The sequence below is a fragment of the Pseudoalteromonas sp. RWi3 genome, assembly GCF_054960735.1.
Genome location: NZ_JBHNYL010000002.1, coordinates 183,615 through 205,842, shown reverse-complemented (window position 1 = coordinate 205,842; position 22,228 = coordinate 183,615). Strand labels below are relative to the sequence as shown.

Here is a 22,228-nt window from a genome sequence, read left to right as displayed (position 1 = left end):
AGATCAGTTTTTTACTAAGGAGATAGAATTTTAAGATCAAATCGAATTTAAACACGTATATGTGGGTAAAAAACTGATCCAATCAGGGTAAATTGAAGAAAAAGAGGGTTTTTAGATCAAGTTTTTACTAACATTGAAAGAACTGAGATCGTACTTTTACTAACTTAAGACAGACCTCAGATCATTATTATACTAACTAATTGAACGCTTTAAGCAGTTTGGTGAGCTGTTCCAAACGTTTGTCAGTCATCACTTTATTATCAATTTTTATAGATAAATCGCCGCTTTTTAAAATTCGCTGAACACTAACAAAATCGTTTTCTAAAACAGCTTCTTTACGACCAACAGTTTGTTCTTGCGCTGTTAATGACTTAGTAATAGCCATCGCACGTTTATCATCTCCTTCAATTAGCAATAATTGAGGATCATTAGCTACTTCTTGAACAAGAGCATCAAACGTCTCAGAGTCCCTTTCTTTAGCTGCGATGAGCTTTTTAGCGACTTCACGACCAACATGATTAGCTGTAGGGTAAAGTGCTAACACCGCTGCAGGCAGGTTCTCATAGGCTTTGATTGCATCAGCAACTGCAGTATGTGAAACTCCTTCGATTGCAGATATTTCCCTATACGAGCCCTTTTTCCCCTGGCTGATCAGCTCATCTCTGGTTTGTTGATAGGCTTGACCTAACTCCCAGAGACTAGGTGCAATATACTGATCAGACGAAACAGCCAGTATTTTTGCATCTGAGTCGGTGAAATCTGCTGAGCTAAGGACAAGATAATCTGCATTACTTAAAATACATGCCATTCTACGTCGAGAGCCTGCCAGTACAAGCATTTCATCGCCTTTATCCCAGCACAATGCTGGATGCTGATTACGACCGTCTTGTGCAATTGCAGGTAAAATGTCAGCGACTGACTTTTCATTAAGTAGCGCCTGCACTCGACGGTTTTTACCATACACTTTTGTATCGGGTTCAATCTGTGAGTGAGGGATAACTTTACAAGTTAATGTGATTGAACGAGAAGGGTCGCTTGGGGCAGGCATTTTTATGACATCGCCTGCAGAAGCTTGTTCTAACAGCTCATCCAAATTACTGTTACCAATTGTTGTTGCAAATGGGTCTAAGCGGGTGTCGTTTTTGCGTTTTTTTGCCATTTTTATTAACTACCTTACTTAGGGTTTTTAAGTTGAGATTGAGTAGACTGCCAATTCGAGCGAATTAACATCTCAAGTTCATCAACAACATCTTTAATGTTTTCTTGTGCGCGAATCAATGATTCTCGACTTGCTAAACTATCAGACGTTTTTTGATCAAAAATAGTATTAAATGAGGATGAGCTCGCCGTAATAGCTGAACTGTGATTAATAGGGTAACTCATAACTTGTCGCCCAAATGCACTTCGAACATCTTTTACAATGTCACGCTGAGAGTGATTACCTTTTACATAATTTGTTACTAAGAACTGCATAAAATCCCAGCCTTCATGGCCTAAGGATGCAACAGTATGATAGATCTCACCTAAACGTTTGAGGTATTTATTATTTGCATCAAAATCAACAGCTTCAGGGTGAACCGGAATTAACATAGCTGTAGATGACATTAATGCATTATAAAACATAAAGTTAAGAGATGGTGCAGTGTCTATTAGAATGATATCAAATTGATCTTTTACCGGGTCAATAACCTTTTCTAATAACTTATGGTAATGGCGTGTTTTATCATAACTCGAACTATCTTTAAGCAAGGTTGCCGTTTCATGTTCAAAGTAAAAATCATCCATACCTGATGGTAACATTCTAATATTAGGAATGTGAGTTGGTAAAAAAGAGTTTGATACTAAATCTTCCCATGTTTCTCCTTTATCAAGCTCAATGCAATCACGCATTAAATCACCAACGGTAATTGGATCTGGCTCGCTTGGTGGAAAAAAGCTTGAAGAAGAACCTTGAGGGTCTAAATCGATTATACCGATTCTATAACGTTTAATATTTGTTGTTGCTAGTGCTGCAGCTATATTAACCATACTAGTAGTTTTACCACAGCCACCTTTTAAAGAGTTGATAACAATAACTTGTAGTTTATCTGACTCAGAGCGATGATCAGGCTTAATATCCATGATATCAGCCATAGCAAAAATATTAACTAACGTGTAAGCATAATGACCGTTCGCACCCCGTTTAATATTAAGTTCATCAAAATCACCGTTATCATGACGGCGTTTTAAAGTGCGATTATTACAACCTAAAAGATCAGCTGCTGCTTTTTGAGTGTAGGTTCTTAACTCTTTCTCTTCAGATTTCAAGTGGGCACGATAATGCTGGATACGTCCTTCTAAAGATTTTTCAGCAACTTCTGCGGTTGCTTTTAAAAGCCGGTAAGTGGCTAATGCATTATTATGAATTGACATGCTTTATTCCTCAAAGTTAGGCTATAAGTATAATGTCCATTCAATTGACTGTAAACAACTATTTATGACGACATCACTTTTAATAAGTAGACATAAAAAATTAGTTTATAGATTTAAAGTTGCTTAGTATAAATAAAGAAGTTTAAGTATGGTTAAAGTATAAGGTAATAAAGGATAAGAAATAAAAAAGGTGGTATAAATATATGATATTAATGAATAAAAGGTAAAATATTGGATCATGTTTATACTACGTTAAGATCAGATCTCTTATAACTACCAGATCACGATAATACTAAGCTACTTTTTAACTTTGAAGTTATGCACATATTAAGCACAGTATTATACACATTTTTAATGCTTAAGATCCGATTTTTACTAAGTAAAATAGAAAGTTATACACTTCAAGCTATGTAAATGTAGTAAGTAAATTAGTATAGATCTGATCTATAGTAAGTACAGATCAGATCTATGCTAACTCAGAACATGTTTATACACAGGGCTGTTTAAATTATCTCTATTTTGTCGTGTAAATTTAACTAAAATAAAGTTTTTAAGTGACATAGATACACTTGGAGTTAGTAAAAATTCGGTTTATAAGTGGTCGCTTAGTAAAAATATGATCTCAAACCAGTAAAATAAAACTAGCTTAGTAAAATAGTGATCTGAAAATTTATTTTAAACCCAGATCAAGTTTATACTAACTTAAACATTTAACTTTTAGCTTTATATGTGTTGTTATTAGCTGTCGCAAAAAAATTTGGAAATAAGAACAATGAGCCGAAAGGTCAACATCTCGGTAGATAACTTACCCGATACATTACGGGGACAAATCCACGGGGTGGAAAGTGCAATCGATAATGAAAGTTTAGCTTTATTTACAGATAATAAAGATGTTCGTATTTCAATTGAAAATGCGGCCCACGGATTACGTGCTTATTCTAATACTTTTAATCATTATGATTTATGGGGACGATTTGTTCGTTCTGGCCATAAAAAATTGCCATTAGAAGAAGCACCGAAAAAAACCATTATTACTCGTAAAATATCTGAGAAAGTAGATGGCATTTTATACGACGGTGAGATTAAAATAACTCCAGCAGTGGTAAGTTCTCGAAAAGATGGTGAAGATGTTGAGTATTTAGTTTGGCCATCTGATCGTGAAGAAAAAGTTGAACGTGCACTTATTCGGTTAGCCTCTAAAGGTAAAATTGTAAAAATCAATTTTAAGTCTGGTATTCAATACGCAGTCGTTTTTTCGATGAATGAGTTGGCGCAAGAACTTAAAGCTGTTGGCCAGTCAATGCCGTATCCACAAATCAAAGAAGCATTAGAAGCATTACAAGGTTCTAAACTATCATTTAAATATTCTGCAACGGATACAAAAAATACAGATATCGATGATTCATTTTACGAATCTAATATGAACTTTTTATCATCATTACATTTCAGTGGTAAAAAAGGGCAGGGCGGTAATGTTAAATGTGTTGCATGTCTTAACGCATTTGTTCATAACATGATTGATAATTTAGAGTACAAAGGTTATTACTTTAATAGTGCTCAAGAATTAAAACGCGGTTTGTCGCGGTGGATGATGTTACGTTTATATCACCTTTGGCGATATGCTGCTCCAGGAAAAACCTATCATTTTAGATTGTTATCGATTATGGAAAAATATGGTTCGATTTATTCAACTGATGATATCACTGAAAATAAACTAAAAGCATTACGTCGTGATATGACGACCACCATGAAAGATTTAATCGAAAAAGGCGCAATTTCAGAATACAGTATTACTAATGTTAAAGATGATAAAACCGGTAATATTATTGATTACACCTATGAGATGCATCCTTCAGATCAGTTCTGCGATGAGATTCTTACGCTTAATAAACAAAACAAGCGTATTGAGATCCAAGGCGGTAAGCGAATTGTTGAAAATGCAGTGTTGATCGATGAAGATAAAATAGAAGAAATAGTCGAAGATAATTAATTATTAAAGCCTTTAGTTTTTACTAAAGGCTTTTTTGTATTAGCAAAGGGAATCACTTTTTTCAGTAAACATACTAGTTATATAAAATTAAAATAAAGCATTATTTAACATAATGCTAAGTGTGAAATAGCAATTGATCAATCTGTGACTTGCTCTAAGTACAGTCTATCCACTAAAAAATCATACTCTTTCTTTCTTGGATGACTTTGAGGTTTTATATAATTTGGCAAAGTGCCGAGTTTAACATCTGGCTCTGGGTTTATTAGAATAAAAGGTAACGCTGCACTGACATGATATCTATTTTGTGCAGTGTATCTAACATTTACCTGCGGACTTACTCTAGTTGGCCTGCGAATTCTCAGTTTTTCTTTATCCCCCAAACTTGCAACGCGAACTTGCTCTTGGGCAACAAGTGTCTGCCAACTATGTTGATCGATCATCCTTGGATTAGAATAGCCGGCTGATTTTTCAAGCATCGCTAAAGCCATTTTTTTTGTTAATGTTTTAGTTGAATGCTTGTGCATCCAAGTAAAACGAACTGAGAAAGGGGACTCATGTTCAAAATGAATCTTTCTGTATGCCGCAAGTGTAATTAAGTTTGGAACTGCATTATGAACTGCTTCAAAACGAGCATCATTATTATCAATCGATAATATACACTCTTTAAAAGCTGCTTTTGCTTTATTTAACTGTTGAATACGTGCAATAAGGTTTTCTTTATTCGTATTCTTTAATACTAACAATCCAGGATGTCGTTTAAGAACGCGAGAACTAAACCCTGACTTTTTATATATATCAGTAAAAGAATTTAAAATTGACCTATGCGCAATTTCACCTGTTTGTTTGGTCACTTCAATACTGTGTGGAACTATCTTTTCATCACTACTTTCTGTTTCGGGTAGCTGATAAAATTCAGCTTTTGAATATTCACATTCTTTCAAATCTTCTATAAATAAATTAGTTAGATCATTTAGCAAATCAAACTGACTGCGTATTTGTATTTTAGAGGCCATGAGAACACATCATACTTAATTGTTACAATATGATACCACTTTTTAGAATCTTTCGTATCCTTTGTTTTACTCTTATCATAAGTAACTTTTTTGCTAAGATTAAATTATCAGTTACTATATGTATGATGTGTTCTTAGTGTGGTTAGTTAGATATTTATTAAAGCTGCAGTGCTTAAGGTGGTTTATTACTTTCAGTAGGTGTGGTGTAAAAGTGCTGTAAATGCTAAGTCGCTCGAAAATGAATTAAAGCTTTTTTTAACCTGCAGAGGCAAATATACTAGGCCCTAGATAAACACTGATTTAGTAAATCGCGCTGATCAGGTTGTGCGACAACATAAGCTTAAAGCATAATTGGGGCAAGCTTTTCAATATTAAACGCGGTAAGACATCGCGTATTTTAGATTGCTGATTTGGGCGCTAGTAACGAACTAGTACTGTGTGAGCTACTTTATAACATTCTTTGATTGTTATATAAAATTGTAAATGCGATGGTTTTTAACTCAAAGTGGATAGGTTGAAGGATAAAAAGTTCATTTGACTCTGTCTATTAATACCTTCCTGAGGGTAAGGTTATGGTGTCGAGCTTGAAAGATATTACGCTTAATTAATATTTGAATAATAAGGCGTACATAATCAACATCCGAATACTGAGGTATTCAATTTTATAGGGGTGTCTAGAATCCAAAAAATGCCCAATTACACTTAAGCAATGCTTCACCTGCTAACTTTGAATAAATATAGTATTCTGGATAGCTAATGCTAATGATGTAATTTTAAAACATGTTTAAAAGGGAGCATTAACGAAACTTTAAAACACTGCCTTTGTGTATTCATAAGTTTAATCACTGAAGTACAGTGAACATTAGTTATTCATGGTAAATTATCATCTTAAATTGCAGGGCTGCATCAAATTTTGATTAATCTAACTTGAAGACATTTTACTCATTGCAACACATTAAACGCCTCCATTTAGCACAAGAAGCAACACATTTCCATGTCGGTTTAAATTTTTATAATTAACACTGTAAAGCTGAGATTACACTTACAATGCCAAATAGTATGATGTGTTCTTTAGTTGTTATTCATACAGTCATCTCTCTAACAATAGTTGTAAATGGGTTATATTTATTCCTTAATATAATTATATCAATAACTTAATGGTTTTATTTTTGTTTTAAAATCGCAATACATATCTAAATTGATATACAAAACAAACTTTTAATTTATGTCATAACTAAATAATTGATAATACGCGAATATAGTCCTTGAACAGGGGGGCTGCATACGTTAATTTCTTTGTATCAGGTAATAGTAGGAATGAGGAAATATTATGCAGTCGTGGAATCCAAATAGCTGGAGGGAACACCCAATAGTCCAGCAACCACAGTACCCAGATCAAGATGCGCTTAAAACCGTAGAGAGTCAGTTAAACAGTGCACCACCACTGGTATTTGCTGAAGAAACACGTAGTCTATTTAAACAACTTGAAGATGTGTGCGAAGGAAAGGCTTTTTTACTCCAAGGCGGAGATTGTGCAGAATCATTTAGTGATTTTAATGCAGCAAATATTCGCGATACATTTAAAACACTACTTCAAATGGCTGTTGTACTTACTTATGGCGGAAAATGTCCAGTTGTTAAAATCGCTCGCATGGCTGGCCAATACGCAAAGCCACGTTCTGCAGATTTAGAAACAATTGACGGTGTCTCACTTCCTTCATACCGTGGCGATATAATTAATAACTTCGAGTTTACCGAAGAAGCTCGTATACCCGATCCGCAACGTTTGATGACTGCATATCACCACAGTGCCGCTACTTTAAATTTATTAAGAGCATTTGCACAAGGTGGCTTAGCAGATTTACATCAGGTCAACCGCTGGAATATGGGCTTTGTGGCTGCGAATCCGCTAAGAGAAAAATATCAACAATTAGCAGATAGAATTCAAGATGCTCTTGAGTTCATGGAAGTATGTGGAATTAACTCTTCTATAGCACCAAGTTTAAAAGAAACTTCTTTATATACTTCACACGAAGCATTACTTCTTGGGTATGAAGAAGCACTAACGCGTCGAGATCATTTATCAGGTGACTGGTATGACTGCTCTGCTCATTTTGTTTGGATTGGTGAGCGCACACGTCAATTAGATCACGCCCATATTGAATTCTTTAAAGGTATTAAAAACCCAATAGGTGTCAAAGTTGGCCCAGGTATGGAGCCAGATGAACTTATCCGTTTAATTGATGCTGTAAACCCAGATAACATACCAGGCCGGCTAACTTTAATTACGCGTATGGGTGCTGATGTATTACCAGAAAAACTACCTGCGCTTGTTCGTCGAGTTCAACAAGAAGGCCGTAAGGTAATCTGGAGTTCAGATCCAATGCACGGTAATACTGAGAAGGCAACCTCAGGGTATAAAACTAGAAGCTTTGATAATATTTTACGTGAAATAAGCCAGTTTTTTGCTGTTCATAAATCAGAAGGTTCTTATGCCGGTGGTGTACATCTTGAAATGACTGGCCAACACGTTACTGAATGTACCGGCGGTGCTTATGGTCTATCAGATGACGACTTAGCACAACGTTATCGTACACAATGTGACCCTCGTTTAAATGCTGACCAAGTATTAGAGCTCGGCTTCTTAGTTGCTGACTTGCTTAAAGATGCACGAAAGTAAGTAAAATCGTTAATACATAAAGCCACTGATCAGTGGCTTTTTTATGTTTAGAACCTACTGAGTTAGTACTTACGTCGCTCAAGGTTAGTATCGGATATAATTTTGGCAGATATTTCTTCCACTGAGTGATTTGTTGAGTTTAGGTATGATAACTTGTATTTCTTGTAAAGCATCTCAACTTCACGAACCTCAATACGACACTGTTTAAGTGAAGCGTATTTTGAGTTTGCCATTCTGCGCTGTCTAATGTCAGCAAGCCTAACAGGGTCAATAGTCAAGCCAAAAAGTTTATGCTTATAAGGCATCAAACATTCTGGAAGCTTACCCGTTTCTAAATCATCTTCAGTTAATGGGTAGTTGGCTGCTTTTATTCCATACTGTAGCGCAAGATATAAACTAGTTGGGGTTTTACCACTTCGGCTAACGCCTACTAAAATGATGTCTGCTTCTGCATAATTCTTAATATTCGCGCCATCATCATTAGTTAAAGAGTAATTAACAGCGTCAATTCTAAAGTCATAGTTTTTTTCATGCATAGAATGAGTGCGGTGTACTTTGGGAACTGGCGCCACTGCAAGCTCTTGTTCTATTTTTTCGCTGTAGGTTGATAAAAAATCGTAGCAAACAGCGCAAGATGAATTAATAATTTCACTTAGTTCGTGATTAACGAATGTATAAAAAACAAAAGGCTGCTCACCATCACGTTGTGCTGTACTGTTTATTAACTCCTTTACTTCTTGCGCCTTAGTTTCAGTTTCAACAAATGGGATTGTTTTATGATTAAATTCAACTGGGAAAAGCGACAATGTTGCATGACCAAAAACCTCAGAAGTAATGGCTGTGCCATCAGAAATATAAAATGCAGTTCTCATATTAACCTTTTTATTACCTATTCACGTAAATTGGGGCTTCATACGGTTTACGTATGGACTGTTGCCAGTGTAGAATGAAGGTGACCTTTTTAGAAGGTTTTCTTTCTTAACTCTCACAGTTAATACTACAATTTGTTTTTTGGAGAAAGATCCCGTGCAAGAATACGTTCTCTGGTATCAAGAGCTTGGTATGCAAGATGTTCCTCGTGTTGGTGGTAAAAATGCCTCACTCGGTGAAATGATTTCAAACCTAGCAAACGCTGGTGTTCAAGTCCCAGGTGGCTTCGCAACAACTGCTGATGCATTTAATGAGTTTTTAGAGCAATCAGGACTCAATGCAAAAATTCATGACATCCTAGACACACTCGATGTAGATGATGTAAACACACTCGCCCAAGTTGGTGCAGATATCCGTCAATGGATAATCGACACACCATTCCAGCCTAATTTAGACCAAGCAATCCGCGAAGCATACAGCGAATTACATGGTGATGAAGCAGCCGACGTTTCATTTGCAGTTCGTTCATCTGCAACTGCCGAAGATATGCCAGACGCTTCTTTTGCAGGCCAGCAAGAAACTTTTCTAAATGTTCGTGGTATTGACTCAGTAATGGTCGCCATAAAACATGTTTTTGCCTCATTATTTAATGACCGCGCAATTTCTTACCGTGTTCACCAGGGCTATGATCACCGAGGCGTTGCGTTATCTGCTGGTATTCAACGCATGGTTCGTTCTGATAAATCATCGTCAGGCGTAATGTTTAGTATTGATACTGAGTCTGGTTTTGAAGATGTAGTATTTGTAACATCAAGCTACGGCTTAGGTGAAATGGTTGTACAGGGCGCTGTTAACCCAGACGAATTCTATGTACACAAACCAACTCTTGCAAAGGGTAAGCCTTCAGTTGTTCGTCGTAATATCGGCTCTAAAGCAATTCAAATGATCTATTCAGCAGACGAAGCTCATGGCAAACAAGTTGAAATTGTAGATGTTGATAACGCACTTTCTAACAAATTCTCAATATCAGACGCTGAAGTAGAAGAACTTGCTAAGCAAGCTGTGATCATTGAAAAACACTATGGCCGCGCGATGGACATCGAGTGGGCTAAAGACGGTAACGACGGCAAACTTTATATTGTACAAGCACGCCCAGAAACTGTTCGTTCTAACGAAGATACAAACGTAATGGAGCGCTTTCAATTAAACGGCACAAGCAACGTTGTTGTTGAAGGTCGCGCTATTGGTCACAAAATTGGTTCTGGTACTGTTCGCGTACTTAATTCAATTGCTGAAATGGACCAAGTACAGGTTGGCGATATATTAGTTACTGATATGACAGACCCTGATTGGGAACCAATCATGAAACGTGCTGCAGCGATTGTAACTAATCGTGGTGGTCGTACATGTCACGCTGCGATTATTGCGCGTGAACTCGGTATTCCAGCTGTTGTTGGTTGTGGTAATGCAACTGACTTAATCACAGCGGGTCAAGAAGTCACTGTTTCTTGTGCCGAGGGCGATACTGGTTTTATCTACGAAGGTATTTTAGATTTCGAAATCCTGACCTCTCGTGTTGATAAAATGCCAGAATTACCAATGAAAGTTATGATGAATGTGGGTAATCCTGATCGTGCATTTGATTTTGCACGTCTACCACACGCAGGTGTTGGTTTGGCCCGTGTTGAGTTTATTATTAATCGCATGATTGGTGTTCATCCTAAAGCACTATTAAACTTTGATGCTCAAACTGATGCATTAAAAGACGAAATCACTGATATGATTGCTGGCTATGATTCGCCAGTAGAGTTTTATATTTCGAAGTTAGTTGAAGGTATTTCTACACTAGGTTGTGCATTTGCACCTGAGCGCGTAATCGTTCGTATGTCTGATTTTAAATCAAACGAATATGCTAACTTAGTTGGTGGTCAGCAATACGAACCGGAAGAAGAAAATCCAATGATCGGTTTCCGTGGAGCTGCTCGCTACATTTCGGAAGATTTCCGTGACTGTTTTGCACTAGAATGTGAAGCTATAAAACGTGTTCGCAATCAGATGGATATGACCAACATTGAGATCATGATCCCATTTGTACGTACACTTGAAGAAGGTAAACGTGTCATTGAACTACTTGAAGAGCATGGCCTTAAACGTGGCGAAAATGGCTTAAAAGTAATAATGATGTGTGAGCTTCCTTCAAATGCCTTATTAGCAGAAGAGTTTTTAGAATACTTTGATGGCTTTTCAATCGGTTCAAATGACCTAACACAGTTAACACTAGGTCTTGACCGTGACTCTGGATTAATTGCTCATTTATTTGATGAACGCAACCCAGCTATTAAAAAGCTATTATCAATGGCTATTCAAACAGCAAAAGCTAAAGGCAAGTATGTAGGTATTTGTGGCCAAGGTCCTTCAGATCATGAAGATTTTGCAGCTTGGTTAGTAGAGCAGGGCATAGACTCTGTGTCACTTAACCCGGATACAGTACTCGAAACTTGGTTATACCTTGCTAAAAAATTAGAAAGTAAATAATTACTTACTATTGAAAATGCCAGCGTTTACGCTGGCATTTTTATTCTTGGTATTTACATTATCTAGCAAATTTTTTATCTAAAAAAGCGCAAGATTTAGATAACGCCTTTTGACATAGGCCCAAGTAATGACGGGCTTTAGGGTAGTAAAACGAAAAACAAAATAACCCAGCAATAAAAAATATCAAAGAAGGACCTGGCACAACCGCAAAAATTAGTCCCAAAATCATACAGAGACTACCAACAATTATTAATAAACACTTTTTCATCGTAACCTCCAGATTAGCATTATAACCAGTATAATTAATCATCACCCAAATACGATAAAAAGAGTGTTACAAACTGTAAAATCTTCAACTTATTTTGAATGTTAGCATGATATAATTAAACAAATGTCTTAATTTATCACCGTCATGATAGCAACTATAAGTCAACAAGATGCCGCGACTGATTTAGTCGCAACTTACCTAAAAACAATAACTAAACAAGGTTTTACTGGTGATACTGATGCCAGTTATGCTTCACGTTTAACTGCTGCTACTGATAACAGTATCTACCAACAAGTACCGCAAGGTATTATTTTTCCAAAAACTGAAAAAGATATTCAAATAGCGCTGCAAACCGCATCACATGATCCCTATTTATCGTTAACTTTTGGCCCGCGCGGTGGTGGTACAGGCACAAACGGGCAGTCATTAACGCCAGGGATTGTTGTCGATTTATCACGTTATATGCGTGAGATATTAGAAATAAATGCCGAAGAAGGTTGGGTACGCGTACAAACCGGTGTTATAAAAGATCAGTTAAATGACTTTTTACGACCTTATGGTTTCTTTTTTGCTCCAGACTTATCAACAAGTAATCGAGCAACAATTGGCGGCATGGTTAATACAGATGCTTCAGGCCAAGGCTCACTTGTATACGGTAAAACCAGCGATCATGTTTTAGGGTTAACAACGTATTTAGTTGATGGTACTAAAATGTCGACCACGCCAATTGATATTGATAAAGCTCAACTGATTGCTGAGCAAGACACTGTTATTGGTAATTTATACTCAACTGTACTTGATGTAGCTTTAAATAATCGCGACGCAATATTAGATAAGTTTCCTCGCCTTAATCGATTTTTAACTGGCTATGACCTAGAACATGTACTAAGTGATGACTTACTTACATTTGACATGAGCCGTTTAATAACAGGTTCAGAAGGATCTCTTGGCATAGTTACTGAAGCTAAATTAAACATTACACCTATTGCTGAGTTTAAAACGCTAATCAATATAAAATACGATAGTTTTGATTCAGCACTTCGCCATTCACCTTTTTTAGTTGATGCGCGCGCTACATCAGTTGAAACTGTAGATAGCAAAGTACTTAACTTAGCCCGTCAAGATATAGTATGGCACTCAGTATCGGACTTAATAACCGATGTTGAAAATAAAGATATGCAAGGGCTCAACATGGTTGAGTTTAATGCCGTCTCACCTGAAGATATCAAAGATAAAGTAGACACCTTGTGTCGTTTATTGGATGAATGTGTTCAACATCAAAAAAATGGTGTTATTGGATATCAACTGACCAGTGATAAGTCCGATATTTTAAAAATTTACGGCATGCGTAAAAAATCAGTTGGTTTGCTTGGTAATGTTAAAGGTTCGCAAAAGCCATTAGCCTTTGCTGAAGATACAGCGGTACCACCAGAGAACTTAGCTGATTTTATAGTTGAGTTTAGAGCTTTGCTTGATAGTCATAACTTACAATATGGGATGTTTGGTCATGTTGATGCGGGGGTTCTACACGTTAGGCCCGCACTTGATATGTGTGATCCAGAGCAAGAAAAACTTTTACGTGTGATCTCCGATAAGGTTGTAAAACTTACTGCTAAATACGGTGGCCTAATGTGGGGAGAGCATGGTAAAGGCTATCGAAGTGAATACGGCCCTGAGTTTTTTGGCGAACACTTATTTAATCAATTACGTATTATAAAATCAGCTTTTGATCCAAGAAACAGAATAAACCCCGGTAAAATATGCACTCCTATAGAAAGTGAAGACTCACTTGTAAGTGTTGATGGTCAAAAACGATCTTGGTTTGATAAGCAAATATCTATTGATGTTAAAACCAGTTTTAACAATGCAATGACCTGTAACGGTAACGGTATTTGCTTTAATTATGATCAAAACTCACCAATGTGTCCTTCCTATAAAGTAACAGGAGATCGCCGTTACTCACCAAAAGGCCGTGCGGGTCTTATGCGTGAATGGTTACGTTTACAAGAATCTAAAAATATTGATTTACTTGAAGTTGAAAAACAACTTAACCAAGGAGAAATTATTACTTGGTGGGAACGCTATCAGCACAGCCGAGATAAAAGCAAAGGCGTGTATGACTTTTCTCATGAAGTAAAAGAGTCAATGGATGAATGCCTAGCCTGTAAAGCATGTACAACAGCTTGCCCGATAAAAGTAGATGTTCCCACTTTTAGATCGCGTTTTTTAAATTATTATCATAGTTATTACGCCCGTCCATTAAAAGATTATTTGGTTGGAAATATTGAAAATAGCGCACCTGTTATGGCTAAGTTTTCAAGTGTAATAAATCCGATTGTGAATACTAAAATTGTATCAAAGTTAATTGAAAAAACTGTCGGGTATGTTGATACACCCACTTTAAGCTCACCTCGTTTAGACAAACGCATAAACAAAGAACATAGATTTAATTTTGAAAAGTTATCTACGCTTAGTGCAGAAAAACAAAGTGAGTATGTATTAATTGTACAAGATCCATTCACTAGTTTTTACGAAGCTGAGCTAGTCGAAAGCTTTATAAAAGTGATTACTGCACTTGGTAAAAAACCTATTCTGTTACCGTTTAAACCAAATGGAAAACCACAACACGTTAAAGGTTTTTTAAGTGAGTTTAAAACAACTGCAAAAAATGCAGCACAATTTTTGAATTCACTTTCAGAAATAAATGCGCCTCTTGTCGGTTTAGATGCCTCATTAGTAATGTGTTACCGAGATGAGTATAACTCTATTTTGGGTGATGATAGAGGTGAGTTTGAGGTAGTACTTGCTCATGAATGGCTGGCTAAAGAATCATTCAAACCATTCGCTGATAAAATAAAAAATGAAACTAATTTTACACTGTTAAGTCATTGTACTGAAACAACAGCAATGCCAAGTGCAGCAACTGTATGGCGAACCATTTTTTCTGATCTAGGTTTGCAATTAAATACAACGGCAACGGGTTGTTGCGGAATGGCCGGCACCTATGGTCACGAAGTACAAAATCAAGAAAACTCACGTGCTCTTTATAATATGAGTTGGCAGGCTGTTGTAAATAAACATAAGCCAGAGCAATTACTGGCAACTGGTTTTTCATGTCGTAGTCAGGTAAAGCGCTACGAAAAATTTAAACCCAAGCACCCCATTGAGTTACTTGCCAAAATACTTTAAATATTTTTAATTTTCAAAGGCGATAAGGTTTACTTACCGCCTTTTAATTTTAATTTCATTTACTAGAATAGCTTTCAGCAATTGGTTTAGTACTCATACCATGAATAAACACACTCAATAAAATTGTTGTCATCGCAATAGTAGCAACCTGAAACTTATTTTCAATTTGTGTATCAATCACCATCATAGTAAAAACGATCGACGCTAAACCTCGCGGGCCAAACCAAGCAAAAGTAAATCGCTCTTTTATTTTTAACTTGGTAAATTGCAAACTTAGCATCACCGGTATAATTCGTAAAATGGTTACACTCAACATTGCAAACATCGCTACTTGCCAATTTAAATTTGGAATAACAATATAACTACACACAAAACCAAATAAGCACCAAATTAGCAAACTGACGAAGTCTGCAATATGTTCGCTGTCTTCAACAAGCTTTTCTCTTAAGCCTTGCTCTGTAAATCTATCGAAAATCAAACCCGACACAAACACCGCTATAAATCCGCTACTGTGAACACTTTGCGCAATTGAGAAAATGGTTATTACCATACCTATTACTAAAAACGGACTAGTATTATTTGAAAAATAATGCCGTTGCATCGCAAACTTTATCATAGGTATAAAAACGCTCATGGTAGTTATAGCAATAATTATTGCTAAACCAAGTTCACGCGCAAAAATTTCTGCAACCGATAAAATTGAAATCGATATTGTAGGCTCTTGCGCCAATAACATTAAAAGTAAAAACACTGGAACACATAAACCATCATTTAAACCGCTTTCAGTATTTATCCCTTCACGTATTTTTTCTGGTACATGCTTACTATTTAGAATGCCTTTGCTTAATGCCGCATCTGTTGGGGTTAAAATAATCGCAATCAACGAAGCTTGGACTAATGTTAGCTCTGTAAACATAAAGCTCGCAACCGCAATTCCTGAAAACAATGTGAGCGGCAATGCTAAAAATAATAATAGGCTAGGATATTGAAAACTATGCTTTAAAACTGAAAGCTTAGTTTTTGCAGCATCTGTGAATAGAAATATACTCAAGGTCAATTCTATTAAGGGTAATAGCTTACTTAGATCAGCACTAAAGTATTTTGCATCTCCAGAAATGCCAGGGATAAAAAAAGCAATCAGCATCCCTATTAAAACAAAAAACATCGGGCCAGTTACTTCAACTACTTCCAGCTGTCTGATAGAAATTGAATACGCCAAAAAAGCTAAGCCAACACTTGCTAATACAAAGTATTCCATCAAATTTTCCTTTTAATTCCAGATTTCGCACGCTCTTTTATATTTGTTTGAATATATATTTGATCTGTTGTCGCTATTTTCGCATGACCTAAATCTTCAGATAAATGTTTTAACGGTCTTGTTTGTGCATCATGGGTGGCGCCAGTATGACGTAACCAATGTGCAGTTGCCGATTCTAATTGTTCTGCATCATCCGTAAAACCATCATCTAATAATGATTGCTTTGCAAGATCAAAACTTTGTTGTACCAACCTACGGATTTGACGTACTGTCATGCCACCTTGACCGCGAATTTTATGAACAAGTGGATCTGATTCATCAACACGGGGCAGGGCAGTTAATCCTCTGTATATCCTATATCGTTTTAAGTATTCTATAAAATCTTCACTTAAGGTAACGTCTCTCAATTTATTACCTTTACCCATTATTCGCAAAAACCAAAAACCATCGTTATCTTGCCAAAAGTGTGACATGACAGGTGACCATTGTGGGCGTTCTGATAATTCTGAAATACGTAGATATAATCCTTTTAAACAGGCTAAAGTAAAAAGATTTCTTTCAAAGTCAGGTTGTTGTTTACATTTATCACGAGTAACGCCAAAAACATATTCCCATTGTATATCACTTAATGTGTCTGGTATTTTAATCTGCGATTGAACAACCAAATATGGACTATTCTTTTTAACAACAGGAACAAAGTTCGCAAACGTTTTTTCTTCTAAAATTGCAAATTTATAAAATACGTTCAGTGCAGTAAACATAGCAGCTAATGTTTGTTGGCTCGCAATTGATTCTTTGCGCATAAAAGGGCGCCAATTTTCATTCAGTCTTCGTATTCCTTGCTCATCTTTATAACGCCATTGTACAGAGATAGTTGTCCAGGCTGAATCGGGCTCAACCATAAAATCCACATAACCCTCAATATCTTCACGCTTTAATTCGAAAACTGATTTTTCGGCCACAAGCCAAGACCATAAATAAAATCGTTCAAGCTCATTACGAAACCGATTATATGTAGCTTCAGATTTTCGACCGTATACATATAAAAATTGATATAAAAATACCAGTTCCTCTTTTGATTCAGCCAGAGTCAAGCCAACTTGCTGTATAAAGGCGTTAAGTTCTGGGTATTCTGATTGCAGAGTATCATCTTCGAGATGAGCAATTTGATACCGTAATTGTTTTAATGTATCGACCAAAGCAACAAGCATATTGAGCTAATTTCTATTAAAATAAATTAGTTACAGTTTAATATTTAAGTCCGATACTGTCTAGTATTGGACATTAAGAAAGTGCATACTGTTGTTTTATTTTTGCTATTGTCCGGTGTTCAAGGAAAGTATATGAAAAATTTGATTGTTTTAAGTTTAGTTACCCTAACTTTAGTTTTATCTGGGTGTGCCACAACGGGTAGCGCTTCGCCAAATGAAAAACGTAATTTAGTACAAAACATGCGTGCAGATACATTAGCTAAATTATATACACAGAAACCCGATGTTAAACAGCAAATTGCAGGTTCTGCTGGTTATGCTGTATTTGATAACGCCAATGTAAATGTTGTACTTGCCAGTTTTGGTGGTGGTTACGGTGTGGTAAAAAATAACCTAACTGGAAAATCAACTTATATGAATATGGGTGAGGCTGGTTTAGGGCTTGGCTTAGGTGTTAAAGATTTTAATGTAGTTATGGTTTTTCATAATCAAGACGCAATTAATCGGTTTATAGAAAATGGTTGGGCCTTTGGTGGGAATGCCGATGCGGCTGCAAAATACCAAGATCAAGGTGGAGCTATAGCTGCTGAAGCCATTGCAGATCAAGTTACAGTGTATTCTTTAACCGAGAATGGCCTTGCATTACAAGCTGTATTAAAAGGTACTAAATTTTGGCTAGATTCCGAGCTAAATTAAGCTTTTAAAACCCTTCTAAAAGTGGGCTAGTTCGTGTAATTACGCCCACTTTAACTTTAAATACATAATTTAACATAACGTAATTTATGGGCTGTTAATAAACTATAAATCTAATCTTCTGTACTATTCAATTAATTGTATTCTTTTATTGTTAACGTTTAGGTTTCTATCAAATGCGTCGGCTAGTTTTTCGGTTTCGCTGAATACTGTGTGCCAGTATTTAATTCGTGTGTCGGCATCGAGATCAGTAAAGTCGGTTCTGTCTGGAATTTTTCCGTAAGGTAAGCCCGCGACAAATTCTTGTGATGGTGAAATCATGACTACGTTGTCGTAATTTTCAGGGGCGACTGCACGTTTTAAACTTTTATCAAACCACCCTGCTTTTGGTGTTGAGTTAAAATGCGGATATAAAATTAAACCTGGGTTATTTATTTTCAAGTCAAAATGGTAATCAATTATTCCACCGTCGCGGTACATACCGGGTGGCGATCCCGCAATATTTTTAATGCCTTGCATTACAAGGGGTATTGAACCCGATGCGAGTAACGCATCTTTTAAATTATCAGTGGTTAAATCTAATTGTGTGGTTTTAAATTTATAACTGTCTTCAATAGTAAAATCACTGTTTGGCGCTTGATATATAAAACGCTCATACTGCTTGGTTAAAAATCGGCGATGTACGCGATTACTCAAATAGCTTTTGGTTAAACCCAATAATTGCAGTGATTTTTTCTCACTTGCAACCAAACCATTTGATTTTGCTACAATAAAATGTGATTTAAATACAGGGTTATTAATGATTTCAGCAACGCCGTTATCACCAAAAACCTCTTCAAGTAAAGCGCGAGCTTTTTGAGTTATTTCTTTTGGGGTTGGTTTATTAGTTGAGTAACGAGTTTCACTGTATGATTTTGCTAACCGAGTTATGGCCGCTACTGGGTCGTTTTGTGAAAAACAGGCTGCACGAAAAGCACCGGCAGATGATCCAATTAAGTTTAATTGCTGCGTTCTACCTTTAAAAAAATCGCCAAAAAGGTATTTATCTAAACCAAATAAAGTAAACCATTTAGGTCCACCGCTTGCGCCTAAAAATGATGTAAATAGCTCAGGTTTTAAGCCTTGTTCGTTTATTATTCTTGCAGCCGTTTTGCCTGCATGTATCTCAATCATTCAATATCTTAGCTTTTACTTTAACGCTTAAAGTGCATAGTTATGCAAATTAAAACTTATTATTATGGATTAATGCCAAATGCCTTTTTCTGTTTTACCCTGAATTTTAACCTTATCCGCGTTAAATTCTGGCTCTGCGTTTTGCGACCTTTGTTTATTATAATCAGCAGTTACTGCTAATATCGTTGGCGTTAATATTATAATAGCAATTACATTAACTACAGTCATTAAGCCAAGTGCTACATCAGCTAATGACCATACTTCTTTTAATGTAGCCGATGCGCCCCACATCATCATTGATAAATACAACAAAGTATAAATACCGCGCCCGAGTTTGTTATCGAGTTTAAATAAATGCAGGTTACTTTCAGCATATGCGTAGTTTGCAACAACCGAGGTAAAGGCAAATAAAGTAATGGCTGCAGCAACAAAATACACGCCGCCTTGTGCTAAATGCGCGGTCATGGCTTCTTGCGTTAGGCGTATACCTTCCATTTCGCCGCTAATATTTATATCTGCTAGTAATATGATCACCGCAGTACAACTACACAGCACTATGGTGTCAAAAAATACCCCTAACATTTGAATATAACCTTGAGTAACGGGGTGATTTGGTATTGGTGTTGCGCTTGCTGATGCATGGGGTACACTGCCCGCGCCCGCTTCATTTGAATAAAGTCCGCGTTGTATACCGTTTTTAATAGCTGCACCCATCGCACCTGCCCCCGCCTCTTGTAAGCCAAAGGCTGATAAAAAGATATCTTTAAGCATTGCAGGTACTTCGCTGATATTTATAACGGTTATTATCACTGCGGCTAATACAAACACAATGCCCATGATGGGCACAACGCGCTCTGCAAAACGGGCAATTGCTTTAAACCCACCGAGTATAATTGACCCCGCAAGCACAGTAATAACAATACCTGAATATAAGGTTGGAATTTCAAACGCGTAATTAAGTGCATCGGTTATGGTGTTAGTTTGCATTGCGCTAAATGTAAAGCCGTAACCTAAAAACAAACATAGAGCGAATGCGATAGCGAGTGCTTTGCTGCCAATACCTTGTTGAATATAGTAAGCAGGCCCGCCTCTAAATTCGCCATTACTATCACGTACTTTGTACACTTGCCCCAGTACACTTTCGGCAAAGCCAGTGGCCATCCCTAAAATGGCAATCATCCACATCCAAAAAATTGCACCACTGCCACCAAGTGATATAGCAACGGCAACACCAGCTAAGTTACCAGTTCCTACACGAGCACTTAAGCCAGTGCAAAGTGCCTGAAATGAACTAATATCATCTTTGTTGCACTTACTGCTACCGCGCAATAATAAGAACATGTGCTTAAATTTTAAGATTTGAATAAGCTTTAAACGCACTGAAAACCAGATACCCGTAAACAATAATATGTAAATGAGTACCTGCCCTTCACCCCACAAAAAGTTATTTATGGTGCCTACTATCAAATCGAACATACTTTGCCTTTATTATTTTTATGAAACAAAGAGGGAATATAAATTCTTTATTTAAGAATACTTAACTACATTCACTTTATCTTTATTTATAAAATACACAAGGTCTTTGTATAACATTTTGTTCATTAACGAACGTTAACCGTACAGAGCTTGTTGTGTCTGTGTTTGTTGGTATTGCTCAATTAAATATTGATTCCCTGCTGCTATACCTAATTTATAATCGTTTCGTAAATCACTGTTAGTACTGCCGAGTAATTTGCTGTGTAATTTACTATCCGCAAAAATTTGGATTATTTCGACATCTTCAGGCGGATTTTCAATAAATTTGAGTTCATCCAAATAAGCTTGTTCATGCTGTAATAAATAATCGATGGTTTTAGGGCAATAGCCTGATGCACACACAAATGTTCTCAGTTTATTTACCCATGCTGATTGCACCGGTAAACTAGCATCGACAGTGCGAATAACAACTATCTTGCGTGCACCACGATTGTAGGCCTCTTTAACAGGCAACGGCGCAGCAAGCCCACCATCTAAAAAGAAATCTTGATCCGTAAATGTACACTCTCTGCACTCTGACTCTTCATTTGCAGCGGGTTTATCTAACCAAGGCGTTAGTCGAACACCTTGTTTATATAAAAAAGGTAAAGCACTTGAAGCTTTAAGTAAGTCTCGCCATTGCTTACCCTCGCCAGTTGGGGTTAAAAAGTAGGGCTTTCTATCGCGTGCGTTTGTTGCTGTGATCAACAGTTCTCTTTCACCTAAACTTGTTTTAGCGGTTTTAAAGTCTAGAGCACGGTTAAATTCAGTCGTTTTATCAAAGTACCAATCAAGATCCACAATACTTTTACCAAAAAGCCCTCTGCCAAGTTGAAAGAATTGTTTATGGCGAGATAAACCTCTTATAAGACGTTTCGCATAGCCTTTTTGGCGCGCTAAAAAGCTCGTGAGGTTTTGTGAACCAGCCGATGTGCCGATAAAAAGATCGAATGGGTCGTAATTATGTTCCAGCCAGGCGTCTAATACGCCTGCAGTAAATATGCCTCGCTGCCCACCACCTTCTGCAATCAATGCTATTTTGTTTACAGTTTTTTGGGTCGTATGGTCTTGAGGTTTCACTGTGTTTCTCCTTTGTATTGCTGGTTATGCCTCAATTTTAATAAATTTCATTTAAACGTTAAAATTGATTGTATGAATCAGGTTGATTAATAAAATAGAACATAAAGCACTTATTACATATCAAGCTATTTTGTACGAGACATAATAACAATGACTAAATGTATGCTTGCTTAATTTGATTACTTTTAAAAATTCAGCTTACTTTGTTTAGTCATGTGTAAAAATTGCAGGCTTGGTTTTGCTCACTTGCTTGCCAATACATAGCAATAAATACACTGTGCATCGATGAGTAACGCGTTGATATACCGAAAGGTCGATTAAAACCAAATTGATAATTTTTT

Annotated in this window: 15 protein-coding genes; 5 read left to right on the top strand and 10 right to left on the bottom strand. The window is 36.6% G+C overall.

Features of this window, described 5'->3' with window-relative positions; genetic code table 11:
* Positions 1-196 precede the first annotated feature (196 nt).
* Entirely contained in the window at positions 197-1,159 is a 963-nt protein-coding gene (locus tag ACFI4Z_RS04480; protein WP_462669507.1) for a transcriptional regulator, read from the bottom strand.
* Between the two features lie 14 nt (positions 1,160-1,173).
* Positions 1,174-2,412 carry an AAA family ATPase gene (locus ACFI4Z_RS04475; protein ID WP_058559432.1) on the bottom strand — a complete coding sequence of 413 codons (1,239 nt, stop codon included), beginning with the start codon at positions 2,410-2,412 and terminating at the stop codon, positions 1,174-1,176.
* A gap of 772 nt (positions 2,413-3,184) precedes the next feature.
* Between ACFI4Z_RS04475 and ACFI4Z_RS04470 the strand changes: the two genes are divergently transcribed.
* Positions 3,185-4,402 carry a replication protein A gene (locus ACFI4Z_RS04470; RefSeq protein ID WP_394189522.1) on the top strand — a complete coding sequence of 406 codons (1,218 nt, stop codon included), beginning with the start codon at positions 3,185-3,187 and terminating at the stop codon, positions 4,400-4,402.
* 137 nt (positions 4,403-4,539) lie between these two features.
* Here ACFI4Z_RS04470 and ACFI4Z_RS04465 read toward each other — a convergent pair whose 3' ends face one another.
* The gene (locus tag ACFI4Z_RS04465; RefSeq protein WP_462669506.1) at positions 4,540-5,415 is read right to left on the bottom strand and encodes a DNA replication terminus site-binding protein; all 876 of its coding nucleotides are present in this window, start codon (positions 5,413-5,415) and stop codon (positions 4,540-4,542) included.
* Between the two features lie 1,330 nt (positions 5,416-6,745).
* On the opposite strand from ACFI4Z_RS04465, the gene ACFI4Z_RS04460 reads away from it, so the two are divergent.
* Positions 6,746-8,095: a class II 3-deoxy-7-phosphoheptulonate synthase gene (locus tag ACFI4Z_RS04460; protein WP_099293250.1), complete on the top strand. Its 1,350-nt coding sequence runs from the start codon at positions 6,746-6,748 to the stop codon at positions 8,093-8,095.
* A 62-nt stretch (positions 8,096-8,157) separates the two neighbouring features.
* On the opposite strand, the gene ppsR is transcribed toward ACFI4Z_RS04460, so the two are convergent.
* Positions 8,158-8,967, bottom strand: a complete 810-nt coding sequence (ppsR, locus tag ACFI4Z_RS04455; RefSeq protein ID WP_462669505.1) for a posphoenolpyruvate synthetase regulatory kinase/phosphorylase PpsR — start codon at positions 8,965-8,967, stop codon at positions 8,158-8,160.
* A gap of 154 nt (positions 8,968-9,121) precedes the next feature.
* Between ppsR and ppsA the strand changes: the two genes are divergently transcribed.
* On the top strand, positions 9,122-11,500 hold the full coding sequence (gene ppsA / locus ACFI4Z_RS04450) for a phosphoenolpyruvate synthase (RefSeq protein WP_462669504.1): 2,379 nt from the start codon (positions 9,122-9,124) through the stop codon (positions 11,498-11,500).
* Between the two features lie 58 nt (positions 11,501-11,558).
* On the opposite strand, the gene ACFI4Z_RS04445 is transcribed toward ppsA, so the two are convergent.
* Positions 11,559-11,768 carry a PGPGW domain-containing protein gene (locus ACFI4Z_RS04445; protein WP_462669503.1) on the bottom strand — a complete coding sequence of 70 codons (210 nt, stop codon included), beginning with the start codon at positions 11,766-11,768 and terminating at the stop codon, positions 11,559-11,561.
* Between the two features lie 144 nt (positions 11,769-11,912).
* On the opposite strand from ACFI4Z_RS04445, the gene ydiJ reads away from it, so the two are divergent.
* Positions 11,913-14,957 (top strand): D-2-hydroxyglutarate dehydrogenase YdiJ, encoded by a 3,045-nt coding sequence (gene ydiJ / locus ACFI4Z_RS04440; protein ID WP_462669502.1) that lies wholly within the window; start codon positions 11,913-11,915, stop codon positions 14,955-14,957.
* Positions 14,958-15,012: 55 nt separating this feature from the next.
* On the opposite strand, the gene ACFI4Z_RS04435 is transcribed toward ydiJ, so the two are convergent.
* Complete coding sequence (locus ACFI4Z_RS04435) at positions 15,013-16,215, bottom strand: cation:proton antiporter (RefSeq protein WP_462669501.1); 1,203 nt, start codon at positions 16,213-16,215, stop codon at positions 15,013-15,015.
* Positions 16,215-17,426, bottom strand: a complete 1,212-nt coding sequence (locus tag ACFI4Z_RS04430; protein ID WP_462669500.1) for a tyrosine-type recombinase/integrase — start codon at positions 17,424-17,426, stop codon at positions 16,215-16,217. Before ACFI4Z_RS04430 ends, ACFI4Z_RS04435 begins: the two co-directional genes overlap by 1 nt.
* Before the next feature lie 132 nt (positions 17,427-17,558).
* Between ACFI4Z_RS04430 and ACFI4Z_RS04425 the strand changes: the two genes are divergently transcribed.
* Entirely contained in the window at positions 17,559-18,122 is a 564-nt protein-coding gene (locus ACFI4Z_RS04425; protein ID WP_462669499.1) for a lipid-binding SYLF domain-containing protein, read from the top strand.
* A 123-nt stretch (positions 18,123-18,245) separates the two neighbouring features.
* Here ACFI4Z_RS04425 and ACFI4Z_RS04420 read toward each other — a convergent pair whose 3' ends face one another.
* The 3 genes from ACFI4Z_RS04420 to ACFI4Z_RS04410 form a co-directional block, all read right to left on the bottom strand.
* Positions 18,246-19,292 (bottom strand): patatin-like phospholipase family protein, encoded by a 1,047-nt coding sequence (locus tag ACFI4Z_RS04420; RefSeq protein ID WP_462669498.1) that lies wholly within the window; start codon positions 19,290-19,292, stop codon positions 18,246-18,248.
* Between the two features lie 69 nt (positions 19,293-19,361).
* Positions 19,362-20,768, bottom strand: coding sequence for an alanine/glycine:cation symporter family protein (locus ACFI4Z_RS04415; RefSeq protein WP_462669497.1), 1,407 nt, complete (start codon positions 20,766-20,768; stop codon positions 19,362-19,364).
* A 135-nt stretch (positions 20,769-20,903) separates the two neighbouring features.
* Positions 20,904-21,887 (bottom strand): patatin-like phospholipase family protein, encoded by a 984-nt coding sequence (locus ACFI4Z_RS04410; protein WP_462669496.1) that lies wholly within the window; start codon positions 21,885-21,887, stop codon positions 20,904-20,906.
* Between the last annotated feature and the right edge of the window lie 341 nt (positions 21,888-22,228).